The organism is Mesorhizobium sanjuanii (assembly GCF_002529485.1).
GTDB lineage: Bacteria > Pseudomonadota > Alphaproteobacteria > Rhizobiales > Rhizobiaceae > Mesorhizobium > Mesorhizobium sanjuanii.
Genome location: NZ_NWQG01000015.1, coordinates 14,846 through 35,770 on the forward strand (window position 1 = coordinate 14,846; position 20,925 = coordinate 35,770).

Below are 20,925 nucleotides of genomic sequence, written 5' to 3' on the forward strand. Positions count from 1 at the left end.
ATGGATATCGTCAAGCTTGCAATCAACAATGCCCGCCTGACCATCTCGGTCCTGGTCTTCCTTCTGCTTGCCGGCTGGGTCGCCTATCAGTCGACGCCGAAGGAAGCCGAACCCGATGTTCCGATTCCGATGATGTATGTCAGCCTGATCTATCAGGGCATATCGCCCGAGGATTCGGAACGCCTGCTGCTGCGGCCGATGGAAGCCAAGCTGAAAAGCCTCAAAGGTCTGAAGGAGATGCGCTCCGCCGCCTTCCAGGGTGGCGGTTATGTGCTGGTCGAATTCCAGCCGCAGACGGATCTGGCGACGGCGCTGCAGGATACGCGCAGCAAGGTGCAGGACGGCAAGGCCGACCTGCCGCAGGCAGCCGAAGAGCCTGTGGTCACCGAAGTCAACGTCTCCGAGTTCCCCGTCCTGGTGGTGACGCTGTCGGGCGAGGTGCCCGAGCGCGTGCTGACGGCGGCGGCGCGCGAGCTGCGCGACCGTATCGAGGAGGTGCCCGGCGTGCTGGAAGGCGCGCTGCAGGGTGCGCGCGACGATCTCGTCGAAGTCGTCATCGATCCGATGAAACTGTCGTCCTACGGGCTGCAGCTCGATCAGCTGATCGGCGCGGTCGGCGCTTCCAACAGTCTTGTCGCAGCCGGCAACATCGAAGGCTCCGAGGGCAAATACGCCGTCAAGGTGCCGTCGCTGATCGAGACGCCGGAGGATGTGGCGGCACTTCCGGTCGTCGCCGGTCCCAATGCCGTGGTGCAGGCCAAGGACATCGCTACCGTCCGTTCCACCTTCAAGGACGCCGAAACGGTAACCCGCCTCGACGGCAAGCCGGCGATCGCGATCGAGGTGAAGAAGCGCATCGGCTCCAATCTGATCGACACGATCGCCCAGGTGCGGGCGGTGTCCGACGGCTTCGTCAAAAGCATGCCGGAGGGCATGCACGTCACCTACACGCAGGACAAATCGGTCTTCGTCAACCAACTGCTCGGCGATCTGCAGAACCACGTCATGATCGCCGTGATCCTGGTGTTCATCGTCATTCTCTATGCGCTGTCGGGCCGCGCATCGGTGCTGATTGGACTGGCGATTCCGTCGTCCTTCCTGATCGGTATCCTGCTCTTGGCCATGATGGGCTACACGATCAACATGATCGTGCTGTTCAGCCTCATCCTGGCGGTCGGCATGCTGGTCGACGACGCCATCATCGTCACCGAATTCGCCGAGCGGCGCATGAGCGAAGGCATGCCGAAGGAAGAAGCCTTCGCGCTTGCCGCCAAGCGCATGGCCGGCCCGGTCATCGCCGCGACGATGACGCGTATCGCCGCCTTCTCGCCGCTGTTGTTCTGGCCGGGCATCATCGGCGACTTCATGAAATACATGCCGATCACGCTGATCGTCACGCTGTCGGCGTCGATGCTCTATGCGCTGGTTTTCGCGCCGACGCTCGGCGCCCTGTTCGCCAAGGCGCCGCCGCATCACGAGGATGACAATCGCGACGGCTGGTACATGGCCGTGGTCAAGCAGGCGGTGCGCTTTCCCGTCACCGTGCTTGTGCTCACCGTCGCGCTTTTGTTCGGCGTCGGCTTTGCCTATTCGAAATATGGCGCCGGCGTCGAGTTCTTCCCGAATGTCGAGCCCGACTACGGCCTGCTCTATGTGCATGCCCGCGGCAATCTCTCGCTCGCCGAAATGGATGCCGCCACCAAGACCGCGGAGAACCGGCTGCTCGGTTGGCCCGGCGTGAAATCGGTCTACACTCGTGTCGGCAAGACGCAAGGCGGTGGCCAGGATATTCCCGAAGACGTGGTCGGCGTCATCCAGTACGAATTCGTCGACTGGCGCGAGCGGAAATCCGCGAACGCTATCCTCGATGAACTGCGCGGCGTCATGGCCGGCATTCCCGGTGTCGATGTCGAGGTTCGCGTGCCCGAAGCCGGTCCGCCCACCGGCAAGCCGATCCAGATCAGGCTCTCGGCCGTCGACCCGAAAGGGCTCGATGACAAGGCCCGTGCGGTCGCCGCGCGCATTGCCAAGGTGCCCGGCGTCATCGACATTTCCGACGGCCTGCCGCCGCCCGGCGTCGACTGGGCGCTTGAGGTCGATCGCGCCAAGGCGGCGCAATACGGCATCAGCCCGACTTCGGTCGGGACGGTGGTGCAACTGGTGACGAACGGGCTGAAGCTCTCCGAGTACCGGCCCGCCGGCGCGGACGACGCCGTCGACATCAGGCTGCGCCTGCCCGAGGACCGGCGCACGCTGTCGACGCTCGACGAACTCAGGGTGCAGACTTCGCAAGGATCGGTGCCGATCTCGAACTTCGTCGTGCGCAAGCCCGAGCCGACGGTCGGTATCCTCAACCGCATCGACGGCGCGCGCACGGTTGTCGTCCAGGCCAATGTCGCCGCCGGCGCCCAGGTTGCGAACGTCCAGCAACAGGTCACCCAGGCTGTCACCGATATGGATCTGGGCAGCGGCATACGCTGGAAGCTCGCCGGCTCGAACGAGGACAGTGCGGAGGCCAGCGCCTTCCTCAGCAAGGCCTTCGGCGCCGCGATCTTCCTGATCTTCCTGGTGCTTCTGGCGCAGTTCAACAAGTTCACCAGCGTCTGGCTGGTGCTGTCCTGCGTGGTCATGGCGACGATCGGCGTGTTCCTGGGCCTACTTTTGACAGGAGAAGCATTCGGCATCGTCATGTCGGGGATCGGCGTCATCGCGCTGGCCGGCGTGGTGGTGAACAACAACATCGTGTTGATCGACACTTATGACCGGCTGCGCGAGGAGGGTTGGGACAAGGTCGAAGCGGTGCTGCAAACCTGCCGCGAACGTGCCCGTCCGGTGGTGCTGACGGCGGTTTCGGCGATCCTCGGCGTGCTGCCGATCGCCTTCGGACTCGGCCTCGAAATCTTCCATCACGAGACGACGATCAACGCGCCGTCGACGCAATGGTGGATTTCGCTGTCCTCGGCGATCGTCTTCGGCCTGTCCTTCGCCACCGTGCTGACGCTGGTGGTAACGCCGTCGATGCTGATGGTGTTCACCCGCGCCAAGGTCAAGCCCGGTGCACGGCGCGGCTGGTTCAGCCGGCTGTTTCGGCGCGGCAAGAGCGAAGCTTCGACGGATGCCGCACCTGGACAAGATCTGGACACGGAACCGGCGATCGGCTTCCCGAAAGCCGCCGAATAGCTCACACTTGATCAGCCAGATAAAAGGCCGCCCGGGAACCACCGGGCGGCCTTTTGCATTGTCCCTTTACATCTGCATATCAAGGCGAGGGACTTCTCATGCCGATCACCACCATTCTCATCATCATCCTGATCCTCATCCTGATCGGAGCGGTGCCGGCATGGCCCCATTCGCGCGCCTGGGGCTATGGGCCGTCCGGTATCGTCGGCGTCATCCTGGTGGTGCTTCTGATCCTGCTGCTGATGGGCAGGATCTGAGCCGAAGCGCAGGCCCGGCAACGCGCGTCCTATTGGAGGAGGTCCGGCGCCTTCGTCGGTATCCCGTCAGGCAGCCTTTTGTTCGCCTGCGTCCGCTATGGGCAAAATGCCGATATCGAAAAGCGCTTCGGCGACGGCCTTGTCCAATGGCGTGTGCGGGACCTTGCCGATGATGCCTTCGAGCCGGGTGGAAACAAGCCGGTGCGGTTCGAAGCGCAGATAGGACATCGAGACGATCTCGCGCCACATCGCCACGAAAGGGCTGCCGGCGCGCAGCACCCACCACGGCATCGAAGTCAGCTTCAGCGTGCGTCCCAACGCCCTTTCCGACGCCGCCCTGATCTCCAGATCGGTTACGGCATGGCCCGGAAAGTTCAGCGCCTCGTAGGAGCCGAGCTTGTCCAGATTCCGCGCCAGCCCGACGAATGCCCGGGCCAGGTCAGGCAGGTAGGCCCATTCATGCACAAGGTCGACTGGCCCGGGCGCTGTGTAGACACCCTTGTTCATCTTGGCGGCGACGATCAGGTCGAACCACGATCCGGTGCCGGTGCCGCCGAAGAAATCACCGGCCCTTAGAAGAATGGTGCGCACCCGGCCGGCCTCGGCCTCGCGGCGAAAGAGGTCTTCCATGGCCACGCGGATGCGGCCCTTTTCGGTTGTCGGATGGAACGGCGTGTCTTCGCCGATCGCCGCCGGCATCGGCGATCCGTAATTGTAGACATTGCCTGGAGCGAGGTGCAGGGCGCCGTTCGCCCGGCAGGCGGCCATGACATTCTCGGCCATCGGCAGGCACTTGCCCCATTCGGTGTAGATCGGGTTGAGGCCGTTGAAGATGATGTCGACGCCTTCGGTGGCGCGGATCACCGATTCGCGGTCGAGCCCATCGCCGGCGACGGCCGTGGCGCTCTTGAGTTCGGCCGGCACCTTGCCGCTGCGGGTAGCAGTGCGCACGTCGTAGCCGGCGTCGATGAAGGCCCTGGCCACCACGCGGCCGAGCCGGCCATTGGCGCCGAGGATCGCGATCTTGGTCATTGTTCGTCTCCGTTGTTTGCGTTTAGGAGTCCAATGTGATGCCTTTCCGGATGAATGAAAATTGACTGAGATTGGCGATCTGATATTCATTATTGAATGGATATCGACTGGAACCTGATCAAGAGCTTCGTCACCGTGGCGGAAACCGGCAGCCTGTCGGCTGCCGCGCGAAAGCTCTCGGCAAGTCAGCCGACGCTTGGCCGTCACATCAGCGAGCTCGAACAGGCCCTGGGCGTCACGCTGTTCCGTCGTGGGCGGCGCGGCTATGAACTGACGGAAGCCGGCAGCACGCTGTTCGAACGCGGCAAGGCGGTCAGCGAGCAGGCAACCGCCTTCTCACTGCTGGCGCTGGGTTCGGTCGAGGCCATCGAAGGGACGGTGCGCATTGCCGCCAGCGAGGTGGTGGCGGCCTATGTGCTGCCCGAGATGACGATGCGACTGGGGATCGAGGAGCCCGGCATCGAGGTCGAGATCGTTGCTTCCAACCAGGTCGAAAACCTGCTGCGTCGGGATGCCGACATCGCCATCCGCATGGTCAAGCCGGCGCAGAATGAGCTGATGGCGCGCAAGGTCTGCGATATTCCACTCTGCGCCTGCGCGGCCGGATCGTATCTCGACAGGCGCGGCCGCCCGCTGAAGACCACCGACCTTGTCGATCACGATTTGGTCGGGTTCGATCGCAGCGACGACATCATCAGAGGCTTCACCCAGTATGGCATCCCGGTCACCCGGAGCAGTTTCCGCTTCAGGACGGACAACCAGATCGTTTTGTGGGAGGCGGTTCGGGCGGGAAACGGCATCGGTCTCGGCCAGGAGCCGCTGGTCGACGGTGACCCAGCGGTGGTGAAATTGCTGCCCGACCTGCCCCTGCCGGTGCTGCCGGTGTGGCTGGCGATGCACCGCGACGTGCGTACCAGCGTTCGCATCCGCCGCGTCGCGGATTTTCTCTACGAGGAGCTGAAACGCTATTCGGCTGGGGCTGGCGCGAATTCGGCGCGGTGAGCGAGGCCTGCCATCAACAGGACGACGATCAAGAGCCCCGACAGCGCGACGAAGATCGGGCCGAAACTCGAATGCTCGGCGACGAAGCCGATCGCCGATGGCGCCACCAGAATGCCTGAGTAACCCATTGTGGTGACGACGCTCATGCCGGTGCCCGACGACATGCCTTCCTGGTTGCCGCCGGCCGAAAACAGGATCGGCACCATGTTGGCGATGCCGAGGCCGCAAAAGGCAAAAGCCGCGATGGCGATGAAGGGCGAGGGCGCCAATCCGGCCACCAGCATGCCGGCAGCGGCGGCAAGCGCCGAGATGCGCAGCGTCATCACCGCGCCGAATCGGTTGCGCACGCCGTCACCAAAGAAACGCATGACGGCCATGATGCCGGAAAAGGCGGCGTAAGCCAGGCCGGCGATGGCAAGGTCGGCGCCGAGTTCCTGTTGGAGATAGAGCGCCGCCCAGTCCAGCACCGCGCCCTCGGATATCATTGTCAGCAGCGCCATCAGTCCGATCAGATAGACCAGCGGATTTCCAGGCAGCGCGAATTTGCGATGCTCGGCAGCCTGCGGCCTGTCCTCGGCGATCAGGTAGCGGATCGCCACCGCGATCGCTGCAAAGGCCAGCGCCGTCACTACGCTTGCGTGGGCGAGATGGCCATAGTTCTGGATGGCGAACCCACCGAGGGCGCCGCCGGCGAAACCGCCAAGGCTCCAGAAGCCGTGCGACGACGACATGATGGCGCGTGACAGACGCCGCTCCACCACCACCGCATCGGCATTCATGGCGACGTCCATGCCGCCGATCGAGCCGCCGAAGATGAACATGGCGATGGCCGCCAAAGGCACATTGGGGGCCAGCGCCACTGCCAGCAGGCCGAAGCTGCCGCACAGGCCGAACCAGCGCAGCACGGTGCGCGAACCATGCCTTGAGATCAAGTGTCCGCACCAGCTCATCGCAGCGACGGCGCCGGCGCCGAACAAGAGGATCAGCAGGCCGAGCGTGAACTTCGAAATGTCGAGCCGGGTCAGGAACACCGGAATCTGCGGCGCCCAGCTTCCGGTCAGGAAGCCGTTGGCGAGGAAGATGGCCGCCACGGCCCACCGCCCGCGAATGGCGGTCTGCATGATTTCTTGCGCGTGCATCGCGTGGAATCCGGTCTGAAAATGGCCTCGCGGCGCAAATTAGATCGATTCAATTTGCAGTCAAGCGCTACCAACCGAAAGGAGCTGGGCCAGGCCGCGCCACGAGGCGCCGTCATGGAGCTTTGCTGGCAAAAGCGCAGCATGCGTCGAGAGCGAAGCTGAACCCAATCGGATCTGCTTGAAGGCCACGAGATCTCTGAAGGAGATCACAATAGGATCACGATCACGCAAGTTGTGGATTATGAGAACGAAACAGCCCATCATTCGAAAAGGTGACGGTCATTCCCTGAGCCGCGCAGTGGCGGAGAAAACCTTTGGGACTGCTCAAGAAAGCTATTTGGTTCACCTACCTTGGCACTGCTGCCTGTCTCTATACTGCGCATGCAGGCGCTGACCAGCTGGTACAATTTGAAAGCGCAGCTGTGAAGCCAACGCCGTTTCAGGAGCGCAATGCGCAACGAAACGGGCAAGTGCTCAAAGCTTCTCCCGGCACAATGCTGAAGGGGTATCTAACGCGACCTCAGGGCAACGGGCCGTTTCCTGCCATAGTAGTCCTCCACGGGTGCGCGGGGATACTCCCGAGTGTAAAGGAAACCTGGCCCGAGCGGCTGTCTTCCTGGGGCTACGCTGTACTCGTTGTCGACAGCTTCAGCACGCGCGGCATTCACGATACCTGCCATGGCCTCTTCGTTGATCGCGTATATGACGCCTATGGCGCTCTGGAGTTCCTGTCGAAATACAGTTTTGTCGACCCGCAGCGCATAGCGCTGATGGGGTTCTCCGCTGGCGGGATCGCAACGCTCGAGGCCGTGCAACTTGGTGGCGCCGAGCAGCTTATGGAGCGCCAGTTCAAGGCTGCGATTGCCTACTATCCGATTTGTTCGGCAGCGAATGGCGACATGGCTGTCCCGACCTTAATCCTTGCCGGTGAGCTTGACGATTGGAGCCCCGCCCAAAAATGCCGGAAGATGATGACGCAACGCAGCGGCAAGGGAAGCCCCGTGCAACTCGACGTCTACTCCGGTGCTCGCCATGCATTCGACACCCCGGAATTCAAGACCGGCATCGAGGCCTACGGCCACCGGCTGGAGTACAATGCGGCTGCGGCCGATCAATCCATAAGCGACGTCCGCGTCTTTTTACGAAGAGTCTTCGGGGACTAAGTCAGTGCGTCGTCCGCTGACCTAATGATCCCGGGGGCGTCTTGCCTCGAATTCCGCCTTCTTGGCGTCGGAGGCGACGGTTTGGTTGAGCGCCTGCCATTCGGCGTAGGGCATGCCGTAGATGATCTCGCGCGACTGCTCCTTGCCGAGGTCGACGCCCTCGGCTTGCGCCGCCTCGCGATACCAGTTCGACAGGCAGTTGCGGCAGAAGCCGGCGAGATTCATCAGATCGATGTTCTGAACGTCGCCGCGCTCGCGCAGATGCGCGACCAGCCGGCGGAAGGCGGCGGCCTCGAAATCACGTCTCTGCTCGTCGCTGAGTTCGGTCATGGCTTGTCGGCCTCCTTGGGCTTCCGTCACAGCGGCCCGGTGCGCGAGCCGAACATTTTCACCTGATGTATATCGGGACGGCGGTCGATTGCGTCAACGATCGGCGCCAGCCGTTCGGCCCATGCCAGCGAGCCCTTGCGGTCGGCGATCAGGTCCTGGCGGATCTCGATCAGCGCATGGGCAAAGCCGTTGACGATCGCATGCCTGAACATGGTGTCGCCGCGAAGCGCGCCGTCATAGGGTTCGTTGTCGCCGACGACGAGGCCCTTGTCGGCCGCCAGCATGTCGATCAGCGGCCGGGCCACCCGGTCGTCGCGATCCCACAGGATGCCGACATGCCATGGGCGCACAAAGCCCTGCATGGCCGGGGTGAAGGAATGCACCGAGAAGATGAAAGGCGCATGTGTGGAAGCCTGCGCCACCGAAGCGATCATAGCGCCGACCGCGTCGTGATAGGGCCGGTAGAAGCGGTCGAGCCGCTTCTCGCGCTCTTCCCGGGCAATGGGATAGTTTCCCGGCACGACGGTGCCGTCATAGAGCTGGCGGATCAGCGTCGGGTCGTCCTCGCCACGATTGGGATCGATCAGCAGCCGCGAAAAATTGGCGAGCACCGCCGGCGCGCCGAGCAGGGCCGCCAGTTCGCGCGTCACCATCTCGACACCGATGTCATAGGCGATATGGCGGTCGAACTCCGCCGCCGGCAGGCCGAGGCTGCCATACTCTTGCGGCAGGTCGCGGCGGGCATGGTCGGCCAAGAGCACGATGCCTCGCTTGCGGTCGCCCTCGACAATATCGAACGGCGCGAAAACTGTGGATCGGGTCATTGGCGGGAAATGGTCTGTTCGCTGGCTTCCGGGGAGGATGGTATCGTCATTTCACGAAGAGGACGCCCGCGCAATGCCGTTGTTTGGCCAAGGTTTCCCCGGAAATCTGGCAGAGGGTGGCAGACGCTGCGCCGGGGCGTTTCTAAATCGATTGGAATTGGGCAAAAGGGCGCGTTGACATGCGCCCGGACTTTTCCGAAAAGGGGCGTTGAGAGATGCAAATGTGGTTCTTGAGGGGTTTCAGGATGGGTTCCGCCGGCAGGCCGCGCGTGCGCTGCGCCTTCGCCATGCCGCTCCTGAGCCTTGCAATCGGCCTGTTGGCGCTGGTTGCCGCCTCGCCGGCGCGCGCCGATTTCCGCGTCTGCAACGCCACGCAGAACCTGGTCGGCGTCGGCATCGGCTACCGCGCCAAGGCCGGCTGGATCACCGAGGGCTGGTGGCACATCGAAGGGTCGAGTTGCAAGACGCTGATCGAAGGGCCGCTGTCATCAAGGTTTTACTATCTTTATGCAGAAGACGCCGAGCGCGGCGGACGCTGGGATGGCCCGATCAACATGTGCGTGGCCGAAAAAGAGTTCAAGATCGCCGGCGTTACCGATTGCGTCGCCCGGGGCTTTCAGCGCGCCGGATTCCAGGAATACGATACGGGTGAACAGGCAAGCTGGATGGTCCAGCTTACCGATGATCCCGCAACGGGAGGCGCTCCAGCCACCCCGGGAACAAACAGTCAATGAGACGCAGCCGCAAGGTCAAGATCCTCGCCACCATCGGTCCGGCCTCCTCTTCTGAGGAAATGCTGAAGAAGCTCTTCGAAGCTGGCGCCGATGTGTTCCGCATCAATATGAGCCATACCGATCATGAATTGATGCGGACACTTGTCGGCCGCATCCGCAACGTCGAGAAAGCGGTCGGCCGGCCGATCGGCATCCTCGCCGACCTGCAAGGGCCGAAGCTGCGCGTCGGCAAATTCGCCAATGGCAAGGAGGTGCTGAAGCCTGGCCAGACCTTCACGCTCGACGACAATCCCGAGTCCGGCACCTCGACAAGGGTCTATCTGCCGCATCCCGAAATCCTAAGCTCGGTCGAAGCCGGTCACCGTCTTTTGATCGATGACGGCAAGCTCGAATTGAAGGCGGTGAAGAGCAACGGCAAGGCGATCGTCTGCACCGTTGTTGCCGGCACCACCATTTCCGACAAGAAGGGCGTCAGCCTGCCCGACACCGACCTGCCGGTCGGGGCGCTGACCGAAAAGGACCGCAAGGACCTCGATGCCGTGCTGACCACCGGCGTCGACTGGATCGCGCTGTCGTTCGTGCAGCGGCCGGAGGATCTGGCGGAGGCGCGCAAGATCGCCCGTGGCCGGGCGCTGATCATGGCCAAGATCGAAAAGCCGCAAGCCGTCGCCCGGCTGGCCGAGATCATCGACCTTTCGGATGCGCTGATGGTCGCCCGCGGCGATCTCGGCGTCGAGATGCCGCTTGAGGCGGTGCCCGGCATCCAGAAGCAGATCACGCGCGCCGCGCGCCGCGCCGGCAAGCCGGTGGTGGTCGCCACGCAGATGCTGGAATCGATGATCACCGCGCCGGTGCCGACCCGCGCCGAAGTGTCCGACGTCTCGATCGCTGTGTTCGAAGGCGCCGACGCCATCATGCTGTCGGCCGAGTCCGCCGCTGGCGCCTATCCGGTCGAGGCGGTGGCGATGATGAATCGGATCGCCACCAAGGTCGAAACCGATCCGACCTATGCCGGCATCATCAATGCGCAGCGCTCGCAGCCGGAAGCGACCGGCGCCGATGCCATCTCGCTCGCCGCCCGCGAAATCGCCGAGACGCTCAAACTGTCAGCGATCATCACCTACACGGCGTCCGGCACGACCGGTCTGCGCGCCGCGCGCGAGCGGCCGCAGGTGCCAATCGTAGCACTGTCGCCGATCGTCAATACGGCGCGGCGGCTATCGCTGTTGTGGGGCACGCATTGCGTTGTCTCGCCCGATGCCATCGACCTCGACGACATGGTCGACCGCGCCTGCCGTATCGCTCTGGACGAAGGGTTCGGCAAGCCGGGCGATCGCGTCATCGTCACCGCCGGCGTGCCGTTGCGAACGCCGGGTTCCACCAACATGCTGCGCATCGCCTATATCGGGTCGGAGGCGCAGGCCAGCCGCTAGAGCGGTTCATCGTTTCACGGAAACGCCGAACCGCTCTATCTCTTTGTTTGTGCGCAATTCCCTAGGGAAAGCGCTATGCGCTTTTCCCGGGAAAACCGTCTCACACTTTTCCTGGAATTGCGTTAGCCATGCACGCCGCCGCCCAAGCGCGCAGCGATTTTGGGCAACGATGTGCGCAAGCGACGAAGTGAGCAGGCGCCCCGCCTGCGGCCGCGTCAGGCAGGCGAAGCGACGGCGAGCACGATCGAGATTATCAGCAAGAGCGGTCCCATCCATTTGAAATGACCGGGAAGGCGTGCCAGCCAAGTCTGTTGGCTGGCCTGGGGCTGGTTCGGCATCCGGAGGAATCTATAGCCTACGCCGGACATCCACAGGCCGGCGCAGAACATTATGAACTCGTCGATGTAGGCTGCAATCATGGTTGCCTCGGTCTGGGTATTTTGCAGTCGGTGGAATCGTCTGGCGTCGCAGAAATGCGGCCAGGATAACCGATAAAGCGGCGCTGTCCCACCGGCATCAAATGCCTTCGCCGGCAAGCTCCTCCGAAAGCGTGGCGACCTGATCCTGGGCGCTGCGCATCATCGGATAGATGGTGAGCACGCGCTGCCAGGCTTCCAGCGCGGACTGCTTGTGGCCGGTCGCGGCCATGATCTGCGCCAGGCCGGAGAGCGCGCCGAAATGGCGTGGCTCGAGCCGCAGCGTATGGTCGATGTCCGACATCGATTTCCCAAAATTCTTCATCATGAAGTGCGCGGTGGCGCGCCGGTTCCAGCCTTCGGCATAGGTCGGCTGCAAGGTCACCACCTGATCGAGGAAATCGAGCGCCACGTCGAACTTCTGGTTTTCGATGGCCTTTTGCGACCATTGCATCATCAGGTCGATGGAGGCGCTGCCGGACTGGGACCATTCGCTCCAGATGCGGCCGGCAATGCGCTCGGCGGCTTTTTCGTTGCGCTCGCGCTTCAGGTCGACAAACAGTTGGTCGAGCCTTGCCTCTTTGGTCGTGACAACTGGAGGAGTGGCCGGGCCTTCCGCTTGAGCCGGAAGCGAGATCGAACCGAAAACAAAAAGGGCCGCGAGAAATGCAAAACGAATCCGCATCGCCGAAATCTAACCCCGGACGGCGGATCGTCAAACTGAATTTAGCGTGAAAGGGCCGGCATGCCGGCATTAGAGCGCCACGCGTCCTTTTGGACGCGTAAAGGACGCTCTAACACTTTAAATTCTCCCCATCGTACTTTCCGAAAATCGATTCCGATTTTCGGGTCGATGCGGTAACATCATATGCGCGCGGCGCGAGGCCGCGCTACTAGGCTCAGCCCTGGCGCGCCTTGTAGCGCGGAGCGGTCTTGTTGATGATGTAGATGCGGCCCTTGCGGCGAACCAGCTGGTTGTCGCGATGACGCGCCTTCAGCGCCTTGAGCGAATTCTTGATCTTCATGGTCTTGCCCGTTGGTGTAGGCCCGGTCCCGGGCCGAATTATAAAGGCGCGCCAGAAGACGCGCCTCAAGACTTGTGCGTGGCTCATAGACGAGGAGCCTTGCCCATGTCAACCGCAAGCATGCTTCATAGATGAAGCCGGTGTGGCGGGTATTGCAGCGACGACGTTCGGCAATATTCAGCCGCGGCGGCTGGTCCGCGTGAAATGGCCCATCTTGCGGCCCGGCCGCGCCTCGGCCTTGCCATAGAGATGCAACATCAGATCGGGCTCGGCGAGCAGGGCCGGAACGCGCAAGACATCGTCGCCGATCAAATTCTCCATCACGCAGTCGAAATGGCGGCCCGGATTTCCGAGCGGCAGGCCGGCTACGGCGCGAATATGCTGCTCGAATTGCGAGACGATGCAGGCGGCTTCCGTCCAGTGGCCGGAATTGTGGACGCGTGGCGCGATCTCGTTGGCCAGCAATGAACCGTCGGCAAGGACAAAGAACTCGACGCCGATGACGCCGACATAGTCCAGCGACGCCAGTATCCTTGCCGCCGCCGCCTGTGCCGCCGCAGCGGTTTCGGAGGTGATCGCGGCCGGCAGGGTGGACGTATGCAGGATGCCGTCGCGATGGACGTTCTCGGCCGGATCGTAGGCGGTGAGCGAACCGTCCAGCCCACGCGCGGCGATCACCGAGATTTCGCGCTCGAAGGCGACGAAGGACTCCAGGATCAGCGGCACATTGCCCATCGCCTCGCAGGTGCCGGCGAAGCCGCCCGTTTCCATGTTGCGGAAGACGCGCTGGCCCTTGCCGTCATAGCCCATGCGCCGCGTCTTCAAAATGCCGCTGCCGTCGAATTTTTTCAGTGCCGCCGTCAGTTCCTCGTCCGTGTCGACGGGGCTGAAATCGGCGGTCTGGATGCCGATGCCCTTGAGGAATTGCTTTTCCGCCACCCGATCCTGCGCCACTTCCAGGGCGCGCGCCGGTGGATAGACCGGCACCGTTGCGGCAAGTGCCTTGGCGGCCACGACCGGCACGTTCTCGAACTCATAGGTGACGACGGCGCTGGCTGCCGCCAGTTCGGCTAGTGCTGCCGTATCGTCATAGGCGGCAACGATCTGCCGGTTGGCGAGTTGGGCGGCCGGGCAATTCGCTTGCGGCTCCAGCACCACAGTGCGGTAGCCGAGGCGGGCCGCGGCCATGGCCAGCATGCGGCCGAGCTGGCCGCCGCCGATGATGCCGATGGTCGATCCCGCGGGCAGGCTCACGGCGCGTCCGTGGGCTCGGCTGCGACCTTGGCGGTCTGGGCGGCGCGCCAGCTATCCAGCCGGTCAGCCAGTTTTTCGTCGTTCAGCGCCAGCACGGCTGCGGCGAGAAGGGCGGCATTGGTGGCGCCCGCCTTGCCGATGGCCAGCGTGCCGACCGGAATGCCGGCCGGCATCTGCACGATTGAAAGCAGCGAGTCCTGTCCGGACAGCGCCTTCGATTCCACCGGCACGCCGAAAACCGGCAGCGGCGTCATCGCCGCCGTCATGCCGGGCAGATGCGCCGCACCGCCGGCGCCGGCGATGATCACCCGAAAACCGGCCGCCTTGGCGCCCTTGGCGAAATCATAGAGCCGATCGGGGGTGCGATGGGCCGAGACAATCAGCCGCTTGTGCGGAATGCGCAGCGCCTCGAGTGTTTCGGCGGCGTGGCGCATCGTCGCCCAGTCGGACTGGCTGCCCATGATGATGGCGACGTCGGCGCGTTGATCGTTCAAGCCTCTGCTCCCCGGCGACAAAGGCGCGCATTAGCGGAATTCGGGATCGACGGCAAGGATGCGTGCCTCCGCGCAGCATTCGGCCGCACGGTGCCACCGTTCTCTAATCCGGCCAGCGCAAGGCGCCGGACGACACCTTGCGAGGCTGTTTCATGGCCTCGGCGGGACGCTCGGCGCTGAGCACCGCCCGCATGCGCTCGGCGACGATCTCCGCTTCGCCCGGATGAAGGTTGCAGGGGTCGAGGAAGAAGTGGCCGCGTTCGACCTCGTGGTTGCGCACGATGACGGGCGGCGAGCCGGCGGCCAGCGCCGAGGCGAGGCCGGCGGCGCTGAAGCCGCTTTCCGGCTGGACGAAGACCTGCAGGCGATCGAGCGGGTTGGCGGTCGGATCGGGGATGATCTCGGCGCCAATTCCGGCAATGCCTTGCAAGGCGTCCTTCCACAGGTTGAGCGCCGCTTCCTCCCGCTGCCGGATGCCGGCATGGTCGCGCTTTTCCCAGGCTTCGAGCGCGGCCATGGTGCCTGCGATGCTTTCCTTGCCGACCTTCATGGCCCGCGCAACGCCACGGTTCTGGAGATAGGCGGCGCGCACCAGATCCTTGCGCCCGGTGACGATACCGCTGGTCGGGCCTGAGAGGAATTTGTGGCCGCTGTAGATGACGATATCGGCGCCGCGCGCGAGGAAGCCGCGCAGATCATACTCCGAGGCGGCGTCGACGATCACCGGAACATTCCTGGCGTGGCAGATCTCGCAGAATTCCTCCAACGACAGCATGCCGTATTGCACGGTGTGATGCGCGACGACGTAAAGTGCCGCCGCGGTGCGGTCGTTGATCGCCTCGCGCACGTGATAGTCCTGGGTGACGCTGACCGTGCCGGCCGGAACGACTTTCGCCCCAGCCACTCGGACCGACTGGTCGATCGGCGCGCCGTAGTTGACGATATGGCCGAGCTGGATGACGACCTCCGACTTTAGCCCTTCCGTGTCGTCCGGCAGCCGCTCGATCGCCAGCAGGTTGGTGCCGGTCATGGCGCCGGCAATCGCCATGGTGATGCCGCTGGCGCAGCAAGCGGTTATGAAGCCGGCCTCGCCGCCGGTGAGCCGCGCGACCACCGTGCTTGCGGCACGTTGCAGGTCGTCCATCTCCACCCATTGCGAGGCGATTTCCGCCATCGCGCTGATCGCTTCCGGAACGATGATCGAGGCGCCGAGCGACGTCATCGTACCGGACACATTGATGATCGGGCGAAGGCCGAGCCGTTCGCGGATTGTCGTGTTGGAGCCGTTTGCGGAATAGGTTTTCATCGTTTGCGTATCCATGGGTGAAAATTCAGGCGGCGATCTCGACGACCGCTTCGATTTCGACTGTGATGTTGCCCGGCAAGGAGCCGACGCCGATCGCCGAACGGGCATGCCCGCCGATGCTATCGAAGACGTCGGCGAAAAGATCGGAGCAGCCGTTCACCACTTTCGGGTGGTCGCTGAAGGTCGGGATCGCATTGACGAAACCAAGCAGCTTGACGATGCGCACGATGCGGCCGAGGTCACCAGCCGCAGCGTGCATGACGGCGAGCAGGTTCAGGCCGGTGAGACGGGCATGCGCATAGGCCTCCTCCACGGTGACGTCGTCACCCACCTTGCCGGTAAAAAGCGTGCCATCGGCGCGCAACGGACCCTGGCCGGAAAGGAAGATCAGCCGTCCGCTCTCGGCATGGGTGACGAAGTTGGCGATGGGTGTCGGCGGCTCGGGCAGCGTCAGGCCCAGCTCGGCGAGCCGGATGTAAGGCGTCATAAAAAGCTCCTTGCGACAGCTTTCGCTGCCCGGTGTCAGAAATGCGAGGCGCGGAACCGTGCCAGGAAGTTGCGAAGGCGTTCGTTCTCGATCTCCGCCCCCAGAATCTCGGCGGGCGGCCCGGCAGCGCTGACGCTGCCATCCGCCATGAAGACGATGCGGCTTGAGGCATCGCGCGCAAAGGCCATTTCATGCGTGACCATCAGCATCGTCATGCCGTCCTCGGCCAAGCTGCGCACCACCGCGAGCACCTCGCCGACGAGCTCGGGATCGAGCGCGGAGGTTATCTCGTCGAGAAGCAGGATCTTCGGTTCCATCGCCACGGCGCGGGCAATGCCGACGCGCTGCTGCTGGCCGCCGGAAAGCTCAGCCGGCAGGCTGTCGGCCTTGTGGGCGAGGCCGACCCGGCCAAGCCAGTGCTCGGCGATCTGGCGGGCCTCGGCGTCGCTCTTGCCACGCACCTTGCGCAGGCCGAGCATGATGTTGCCGGCCGCCGTCAGATGCGGGAACAGGTTGAAGCTCTGGAACACCATGCCGGTCTCGGCGCGCATCGCCGCCAGGTCGCGCTCGCTGCGGCGCTGGCGTGCTCCGGCCTCGCGGTAGCCGACCTCCTTGCCGTCGATGCGGATGGAGCCGCTGTCATAGCTCTCGAGGAAATTGACGCAGCGCAGCAGCGTGGTCTTGCCGCTGCCGGATGGCCCGATGACCGACACCACCTCGCCGCGCTTCACCTCGAGGCTGACGGCACGCAGCACCTCGACGGTGCCGAAGGCCTTGGAGACATCGCGTACATCGAGCAGGGCGGCATTGGCGTTTGCGGACATCTTGCTATTCCCGGATGAAGGAGAAACGCCGCTCCAGCCGCCGGCTGGCAAGCGAAAGGGCGTAGTTGACCGCGAAGTAGACGAGCGCGCCGAATATGTAGAGCGGCATTGCCTCATAGGTGCGGCCGATGACCTGGTTGATGGCCTGCATCAGGTCGGTGATGCCGAGCAGCGAGACCAGCGCACTGCCCTTTACCGCATCGGTGACGCCATTGATCCATGGCGGCAGGAAGCGCCTGAACGCTTGCGGGAAGATGACATAGGCCAGGCGCTGGCGAAAGGTCAGGCCGATCGCCATCGCCGCTTCGGATTGCCCTTTCGGAATGGAGGCGACAGCGCCCCTGAGATACTCGACGACCTGCGCTGTCTTGAACAGAGTGAGCGCCAGCACGGCCGCCCAGAAGGACTGCAAATGGACGCCGACGGCAGGCAGGCCGTAATAGACGAAGAAGATGAGCACCAGGATCGGGATGCCGCGGATGGTGTCGCTGAAAATGCGCACCGCCCAGCGCAGCGGAGCCGGACCGTAGACAAGGCCGACGCCCATCAATACGCCGGCGATGAGAGACAGCACCACGACCAGCAGCGAGACCCAGAGCGTCAGGGCGAAACCCTGGGCCAGGAAAGGCAAGGCGTAGAGGATCTGGCCGAGCATCTAGCGTGCCGCCCTGAACCGGCGCTCGACGAGCCGCAGCCCGAAAAGCAGCGCGTAGCCCGTCAGCAGATACATGGCCGTCACCACGAGGTAGACCTCCACGATCCGGAACGTGTTGAAGTTGATCCACTGGGCGCCGTAGGTGAGTTCGGGAACCGAGATGACCGAGGCGACCGACGTGTCCTTGAACAGCGATATGAAGGTGTTGGAGAGCGCCGGCAGCGTGATGCGCAGCATCGTCGGCAGCCGCACGTGGATGAGCCTTTGCCAGGGCGTCAGGCCGATTGCCTTGCCGGCGTCGATCTGGCCGCGCGGAACGGCTTCGAGCCCCGAGCGAAACACCTCGACCAGATAGGCGCCGCTATAGAGCGACAGCGTGGCGATGAATGAGGTCTGCGCGGAGTAGGCGATGTCAACCACGGTCGGCAGGCCGTAGAAGACGAGATAGACAAGCAGGATCAGCGGCACGTTGCGGATGAACTCGACATAGGCGGCGATGACGGCCCGCACCACGCGCCCGGCCGAAACGTACCAGACCGCTAGAACCAGCCCGATGACGATGCCGATGGCGATCGAGATCACCGCGAGTTCGAGGCTGAGCAGCAGCCCGCCCCAGAGCTTGTCGAAATGCCGCCAGATCAGGTTGAAATTGAGGGCATAGCCCATGCGTCCTCCTCAGTGCCAAGGGCCATCGGGGAGAAAGCGGCGGAGGGGCGCCGATTGCCGCCCTTCCGCCGGCTGTATCAGATGACCGGGAAGCCGGGATGGCGCGCCGGTGGCTCCAACCCGAAATAGTCCTTGAACGCGGCGTCGTAGAGCGCCGTTTCATGACCGAACATTGCCGTTGCGAAGGCTGTATTGACGAAGGCCAGCCAGTCGGGATCGCCTTGCCGCAGTGCTGCACCGTATAGCATCGAGAACCAGCTCTTGCCGGCGTCGAAATATTTGTCCGGATTGCGCGAGGCGAGCCAGCGCACCGTCGACAGATCGACGGCGGCCGCATCGGCGCGCTTCGATTCCAGCGCCTGCAGCACGTTGGCCTGGGTGTCGATCTGCATCACCTGCGACTCCGGCAGGACGAGATGCACATTTTGCTCGGCATCGACATTCTGCAGGATGGAAATCCGTGTTGCCGAACCACCGGCGAGCAGCTTGTCGAAAGTCTTGTTCTCGGCGGTCGGCAGGGTCAGTAGCGCCACACCTTCAACGTAATAAGGTCTGGAGAAGTTGATGAGCTGCGAGCGCTGCGCGGTCATGGTCATGAACTGGATGGTGATGTCGACCTTGTTGGTGGTGACGTTGGGAATGCGCTGCGCCGGATCCTGCATGACGAACTCGACCTTGGTCGGATCGTCGAAGAGACCCTTGGCAAGAATGCGTCCCATGGTGATGTCCATGCCGACGAGTTCGCCGGCGTCGTTTTCGAAGTGCCAGGGCGCGTTGGTGCTGCCGGTGCCGACGATCAGTTTGCCGCGATCGAGAACGGTGCGCAGCAGACTGTCAGGCGCCGCCTGCGCGGCCGCCTTCTGGGCATCGACCGTTGCCGCCGCGCCTATGACGCCGGCCGTAGCCAGTCCCGCCATTCCCAGTTTCAGAAAATCACGTCTCTTGGATGTATCGTTCACGGCGACCTCCTTTTTCGTGTTGTGTTCCCCTTTGCAGGCACATGGGTCAGGTAAGAATTTGTCTCTTACAAAAGACACATGTATCCTGTACAAGACAGATACTAACATCGGGAATCGACAATGCAAGATGGCAATGCCTTGGCGGCTCGGCTGGATACTGGTCCGGACGGGGACAGGCTCTCCGGCTCTCGCGAGAAGGGTCTCAACCGGGTGCTCCATATCCTGGAGTTCCTGCACACGACCCAGCGCGCGGTCGGCATCGGCGACCTCGCCAAGGGCGTGAATGCGCCCCGTTCGACGACCTACACGCTGGTGCGCGAACTCGTCGATGCTGGCCTGCTGGAAATGGCCGGCGACGGCAACCGGGTCTATTTCGGCAAGAAGCTCTATCTCTACGGAATGGACTATGTCAGGGGCAACGACCTGCTCAGGAGAGGCCGCCAGGAGGTCGACAATCTGTCGCGCGAGACGGGCGAGACCTCGGAATTGTGCATGCTGCAAAGCGGCCGCTACACGATCGTCCACTCCAGTCCGGGCACCAGGCCGTTCCGCATCAGCTCGGCCACCGGCTTGCAGATCCCGCTTCCCTGGACCGCTTCGGGGCGTCTGCTGCTGGCCGGTTTCGAAAGGGCCGCGATCGAAGACATGGTGTCCGAAGACGACCTCGTTCTGCCGGACGGCCGCAGATTGCGGCTCGACGATTTCATAGCCGACATCGCCACCGCCAAGGCGACCGGCCATTGCATCACGTCGGGGCTGGTCGATGCCTACACGAAATGCCTGGCCGCACCGGTCTTCTCGGCGCCTGGCAAGGTGGAGGCGACGATGTGCCTGGTGGTGCCGATAGACACATCGGAAGCAAAGACCGGCGAGCTCATTGCCTTGCTGCGGCGGCGTGCGGCCAGCCTGTCGATCTCGTGATCCGGCTTCCATCGAGGCGCCGCCGGCGGCCTTGCTCACGCAATGATATCGGGGATGATCCGGTCTTCCAGCGCCATCAGCCTATCCTTCAGGAAGAGCTTCTTCTTCTTCATGCGCTGGATCTGCAGCGGGTCGCAACTCATGGCGATCATCGCGTTGATGGCGGCGTCGAAATCGGCGTGTTCCTGCTTCAGCCGAGAATATTCGAGGCGGATATCAGCCTGTTCCTGTTCGGACATTACCTACCGTCTGCACGTCTGCGACGCCCAAAATGGGCTTGATTTGGGCGGGGGCGGCATATTTTGCCACCGGCGCGCAGCCCTTACCACATTTCACATTGTCGTGGAATGCTACCACGTAGCATTCGACATCGATGCCCGATGGTGGCAGACTGTCATTGTGCCGTCACAGATGCGAGCCTGCGGTGGACGCGCCTTGGCGGCTGCAATCGAGGAAACCATGAAAGGGAGAACCAATCATGTCTCTTGCATCCCATCTTGATGAGTTGCAGCGGAAACACGGCGACATCGAGCGTGAACTCGACGATGCGATGAACCATCCATCGGTCGACGACCTCGAAATCGTGAATCTGAAGCGGCGCAAGTTGGCAATCAAGGACGAGATTGAAAAACTGAGGGCGAAACCGACGACGCACTGACGCTCTTCCAGGACTAGCTGCGCCGCTTTCGGCGCGCGACCATCCTTCCGGTGGCAGCCATGCTGCCGGGAGTGGTGTTCTGTTTTAACCTCTAAACATCATGGCTCCTGCCACTGGCGACATCGACGGTGTTTGCCGCCGCCTTCCGTTATGGATTTGCTAGGTC

At 63.2% G+C, this 20,925-nt stretch carries 24 protein-coding genes; 8 read left to right on the forward strand and 16 right to left on the reverse strand.

All coding sequences use genetic code 11. From position 1 onward, the window contains the following. Complete coding sequence (locus tag CN311_RS03330; RefSeq protein ID WP_097571979.1) at nt 1–3,180, forward strand: efflux RND transporter permease subunit; 3,180 nt, start codon at nt 1–3, stop codon at nt 3,178–3,180. A 98-nt stretch (nt 3,181–3,278) separates the two neighbouring features. After that, nucleotides 3,279–3,437, forward strand: a complete 159-nt coding sequence (locus CN311_RS03335) for a DUF3309 family protein (protein ID WP_097571980.1) — start codon at nt 3,279–3,281, stop codon at nt 3,435–3,437. 66 nt (nt 3,438–3,503) lie between these two features. Here CN311_RS03335 and CN311_RS03340 read toward each other — a convergent pair whose 3' ends face one another. Then, nucleotides 3,504–4,469, reverse strand: coding sequence for an NAD-dependent epimerase/dehydratase family protein (locus tag CN311_RS03340; RefSeq protein WP_097571981.1), 966 nt, complete (start codon nt 4,467–4,469; stop codon nt 3,504–3,506). A 96-nt stretch (nt 4,470–4,565) separates the two neighbouring features. Here CN311_RS03340 and CN311_RS03345 point away from each other — a divergent pair, with 96 nt between their 5' ends. Then, entirely contained in the window at nt 4,566–5,471 is a 906-nt protein-coding gene (locus tag CN311_RS03345) for a LysR family transcriptional regulator (protein WP_097571982.1), read from the forward strand. Here the strand turns inward: CN311_RS03345 and CN311_RS03350 are convergent. Next, nucleotides 5,435–6,610, reverse strand: a complete 1,176-nt coding sequence (locus tag CN311_RS03350; RefSeq protein WP_097571983.1) for an MFS transporter — start codon at nt 6,608–6,610, stop codon at nt 5,435–5,437. The two genes, CN311_RS03345 and CN311_RS03350, sit on opposite strands and share 37 nt — an antisense overlap. 314 nt (nt 6,611–6,924) lie before the next feature. On the opposite strand from CN311_RS03350, the gene CN311_RS03360 reads away from it, so the two are divergent. Next, nucleotides 6,925–7,773, forward strand: coding sequence for a dienelactone hydrolase family protein (locus CN311_RS03360; protein WP_245440711.1), 849 nt, complete (start codon nt 6,925–6,927; stop codon nt 7,771–7,773). Nucleotides 7,774–7,794: 21 nt separating this feature from the next. Here CN311_RS03360 and CN311_RS03365 read toward each other — a convergent pair whose 3' ends face one another. Next, nucleotides 7,795–8,103 (reverse strand): DUF1244 domain-containing protein, encoded by a 309-nt coding sequence (locus CN311_RS03365; RefSeq protein WP_097571985.1) that lies wholly within the window; start codon nt 8,101–8,103, stop codon nt 7,795–7,797. Between the two features lie 26 nt (nt 8,104–8,129). Then, nucleotides 8,130–8,927 (reverse strand): N-formylglutamate amidohydrolase, encoded by a 798-nt coding sequence (locus CN311_RS03370; protein ID WP_097571986.1) that lies wholly within the window; start codon nt 8,925–8,927, stop codon nt 8,130–8,132. 287 nt (nt 8,928–9,214) lie between these two features. On the opposite strand from CN311_RS03370, the gene CN311_RS03375 reads away from it, so the two are divergent. Both CN311_RS03375 and pyk read left to right on the forward strand, forming a co-directional pair. Next, entirely contained in the window at nt 9,215–9,661 is a 447-nt protein-coding gene (locus CN311_RS03375) for a DUF1036 domain-containing protein (protein ID WP_245440713.1), read from the forward strand. Further along, the gene (gene pyk, locus CN311_RS03380) at nt 9,658–11,094 is read left to right on the forward strand and encodes a pyruvate kinase (RefSeq protein WP_097571988.1); all 1,437 of its coding nucleotides are present in this window, start codon (nt 9,658–9,660) and stop codon (nt 11,092–11,094) included. The genes CN311_RS03375 and pyk overlap by 4 nt, the downstream gene beginning before the upstream one ends. Before the next feature lie 215 nt (nt 11,095–11,309). On the opposite strand, the gene CN311_RS03385 is transcribed toward pyk, so the two are convergent. The 11 genes from CN311_RS03385 to CN311_RS03435 all read right to left on the reverse strand — a co-directional run bounded on the left by CN311_RS03385 (nt 11,310) and on the right by CN311_RS03435 (nt 19,138). Then, on the reverse strand, nt 11,310–11,513 hold the full coding sequence (locus CN311_RS03385; protein ID WP_097571989.1) for a hypothetical protein: 204 nt from the start codon (nt 11,511–11,513) through the stop codon (nt 11,310–11,312). A gap of 97 nt (nt 11,514–11,610) precedes the next feature. Further along, on the reverse strand, nt 11,611–12,195 hold the full coding sequence (locus CN311_RS03390; RefSeq protein ID WP_097571990.1) for a tetratricopeptide repeat protein: 585 nt from the start codon (nt 12,193–12,195) through the stop codon (nt 11,611–11,613). A 214-nt stretch (nt 12,196–12,409) separates the two neighbouring features. Further along, nucleotides 12,410–12,535, reverse strand: a complete 126-nt coding sequence (gene ykgO / locus CN311_RS03395; RefSeq protein WP_006203764.1) for a type B 50S ribosomal protein L36 — start codon at nt 12,533–12,535, stop codon at nt 12,410–12,412. Nucleotides 12,536–12,712: 177 nt separating this feature from the next. Beyond that, nucleotides 12,713–13,789, reverse strand: a complete 1,077-nt coding sequence (locus CN311_RS03400; protein ID WP_097571991.1) for a 5-(carboxyamino)imidazole ribonucleotide synthase — start codon at nt 13,787–13,789, stop codon at nt 12,713–12,715. Next, complete coding sequence (purE, locus tag CN311_RS03405; protein WP_097571992.1) at nt 13,786–14,283, reverse strand: 5-(carboxyamino)imidazole ribonucleotide mutase; 498 nt, start codon at nt 14,281–14,283, stop codon at nt 13,786–13,788. The genes CN311_RS03400 and purE overlap by 4 nt, the downstream gene beginning before the upstream one ends. Nucleotides 14,284–14,386: 103 nt before the next feature. Further along, entirely contained in the window at nt 14,387–15,589 is a 1,203-nt protein-coding gene (locus CN311_RS03410) for an aminotransferase class V-fold PLP-dependent enzyme (protein WP_097572010.1), read from the reverse strand. Nucleotides 15,590–15,614: 25 nt separating this feature from the next. Beyond that, nucleotides 15,615–16,076, reverse strand: coding sequence for a RidA family protein (locus CN311_RS03415; protein ID WP_097571993.1), 462 nt, complete (start codon nt 16,074–16,076; stop codon nt 15,615–15,617). 35 nt (nt 16,077–16,111) lie between these two features. After that, entirely contained in the window at nt 16,112–16,900 is a 789-nt protein-coding gene (locus tag CN311_RS03420) for an amino acid ABC transporter ATP-binding protein (RefSeq protein ID WP_097571994.1), read from the reverse strand. Between the two features lie 4 nt (nt 16,901–16,904). Continuing rightward, nucleotides 16,905–17,555 carry an amino acid ABC transporter permease gene (locus CN311_RS03425; protein ID WP_097571995.1) on the reverse strand — a complete coding sequence of 217 codons (651 nt, stop codon included), beginning with the start codon at nt 17,553–17,555 and terminating at the stop codon, nt 16,905–16,907. Continuing rightward, on the reverse strand, nt 17,556–18,221 hold the full coding sequence (locus tag CN311_RS03430; RefSeq protein ID WP_097571996.1) for an amino acid ABC transporter permease: 666 nt from the start codon (nt 18,219–18,221) through the stop codon (nt 17,556–17,558). A 77-nt stretch (nt 18,222–18,298) separates the two neighbouring features. Beyond that, nucleotides 18,299–19,138: a transporter substrate-binding protein gene (locus tag CN311_RS03435; RefSeq protein ID WP_208866422.1), complete on the reverse strand. Its 840-nt coding sequence runs from the start codon at nt 19,136–19,138 to the stop codon at nt 18,299–18,301. 162 nt (nt 19,139–19,300) lie between these two features. Here CN311_RS03435 and CN311_RS03440 point away from each other — a divergent pair, with 162 nt between their 5' ends. Continuing rightward, nucleotides 19,301–20,101, forward strand: coding sequence for an IclR family transcriptional regulator (locus CN311_RS03440; protein ID WP_097571998.1), 801 nt, complete (start codon nt 19,301–19,303; stop codon nt 20,099–20,101). Between the two features lie 35 nt (nt 20,102–20,136). Here CN311_RS03440 and CN311_RS03445 read toward each other — a convergent pair whose 3' ends face one another. Beyond that, a complete protein-coding gene (locus CN311_RS03445; RefSeq protein ID WP_006327868.1) occupies nt 20,137–20,340 on the reverse strand; it encodes a YdcH family protein in 204 nt (67 codons plus the stop codon). 239 nt (nt 20,341–20,579) lie between these two features. On the opposite strand from CN311_RS03445, the gene CN311_RS03450 reads away from it, so the two are divergent. Next, the gene (locus CN311_RS03450) at nt 20,580–20,759 is read left to right on the forward strand and encodes a YdcH family protein (protein WP_097571999.1); all 180 of its coding nucleotides are present in this window, start codon (nt 20,580–20,582) and stop codon (nt 20,757–20,759) included. Nucleotides 20,760–20,925 lie beyond the last annotated feature (166 nt).

Excerpts from the sequence above, each read along its gene's own strand:
- CN311_RS03330 (WP_097571979.1), top strand. The coding sequence starts at position 1 with ATGGATATCGTCAAGCTTGCAATCAACAATGCCCGCCTGACCATCTCG.
- CN311_RS03385 (WP_097571989.1), bottom strand. The coding sequence starts at position 11,513 with ATGATTGCAGCCTACATCGACGAGTTCATAATGTTCTGCGCCGGCCTG.
- CN311_RS03415 (WP_097571993.1), bottom strand. The coding sequence starts at position 16,076 with ATGACGCCTTACATCCGGCTCGCCGAGCTGGGCCTGACGCTGCCCGAG.
- CN311_RS03450 (WP_097571999.1), top strand. The coding sequence starts at position 20,580 with ATGTCTCTTGCATCCCATCTTGATGAGTTGCAGCGGAAACACGGCGAC.
- CN311_RS03335 (WP_097571980.1), top strand. The coding sequence starts at position 3,279 with ATGCCGATCACCACCATTCTCATCATCATCCTGATCCTCATCCTGATC.
- CN311_RS03345 (WP_097571982.1), top strand. The coding sequence starts at position 4,566 with ATGGATATCGACTGGAACCTGATCAAGAGCTTCGTCACCGTGGCGGAA.
- CN311_RS03375 (WP_245440713.1), top strand. The coding sequence starts at position 9,215 with ATGCCGCTCCTGAGCCTTGCAATCGGCCTGTTGGCGCTGGTTGCCGCC.
- pyk (WP_097571988.1), top strand. The coding sequence starts at position 9,658 with ATGAGACGCAGCCGCAAGGTCAAGATCCTCGCCACCATCGGTCCGGCC.
- CN311_RS03390 (WP_097571990.1), bottom strand. The coding sequence starts at position 12,195 with ATGCGGATTCGTTTTGCATTTCTCGCGGCCCTTTTTGTTTTCGGTTCG.
- CN311_RS03425 (WP_097571995.1), bottom strand. The coding sequence starts at position 17,555 with ATGCTCGGCCAGATCCTCTACGCCTTGCCTTTCCTGGCCCAGGGTTTC.
- CN311_RS03370 (WP_097571986.1), bottom strand. The coding sequence starts at position 8,927 with ATGACCCGATCCACAGTTTTCGCGCCGTTCGATATTGTCGAGGGCGAC.
- CN311_RS03410 (WP_097572010.1), bottom strand. The coding sequence starts at position 15,589 with ATGAAAACCTATTCCGCAAACGGCTCCAACACGACAATCCGCGAACGG.
- CN311_RS03445 (WP_006327868.1), bottom strand. The coding sequence starts at position 20,340 with ATGTCCGAACAGGAACAGGCTGATATCCGCCTCGAATATTCTCGGCTG.
- CN311_RS03430 (WP_097571996.1), bottom strand. The coding sequence starts at position 18,221 with ATGGGCTATGCCCTCAATTTCAACCTGATCTGGCGGCATTTCGACAAG.
- CN311_RS03435 (WP_208866422.1), bottom strand. The coding sequence starts at position 19,138 with ATGGCGGGACTGGCTACGGCCGGCGTCATAGGCGCGGCGGCAACGGTC.
- CN311_RS03420 (WP_097571994.1), bottom strand. The coding sequence starts at position 16,900 with ATGTCCGCAAACGCCAATGCCGCCCTGCTCGATGTACGCGATGTCTCC.
- ykgO (WP_006203764.1), bottom strand. The coding sequence starts at position 12,535 with ATGAAGATCAAGAATTCGCTCAAGGCGCTGAAGGCGCGTCATCGCGAC.
- CN311_RS03340 (WP_097571981.1), bottom strand. The coding sequence starts at position 4,469 with ATGACCAAGATCGCGATCCTCGGCGCCAATGGCCGGCTCGGCCGCGTG.
- CN311_RS03350 (WP_097571983.1), bottom strand. The coding sequence starts at position 6,610 with ATGCACGCGCAAGAAATCATGCAGACCGCCATTCGCGGGCGGTGGGCC.
- CN311_RS03440 (WP_097571998.1), top strand. The coding sequence starts at position 19,301 with ATGCAAGATGGCAATGCCTTGGCGGCTCGGCTGGATACTGGTCCGGAC.
- CN311_RS03365 (WP_097571985.1), bottom strand. The coding sequence starts at position 8,103 with ATGACCGAACTCAGCGACGAGCAGAGACGTGATTTCGAGGCCGCCGCC.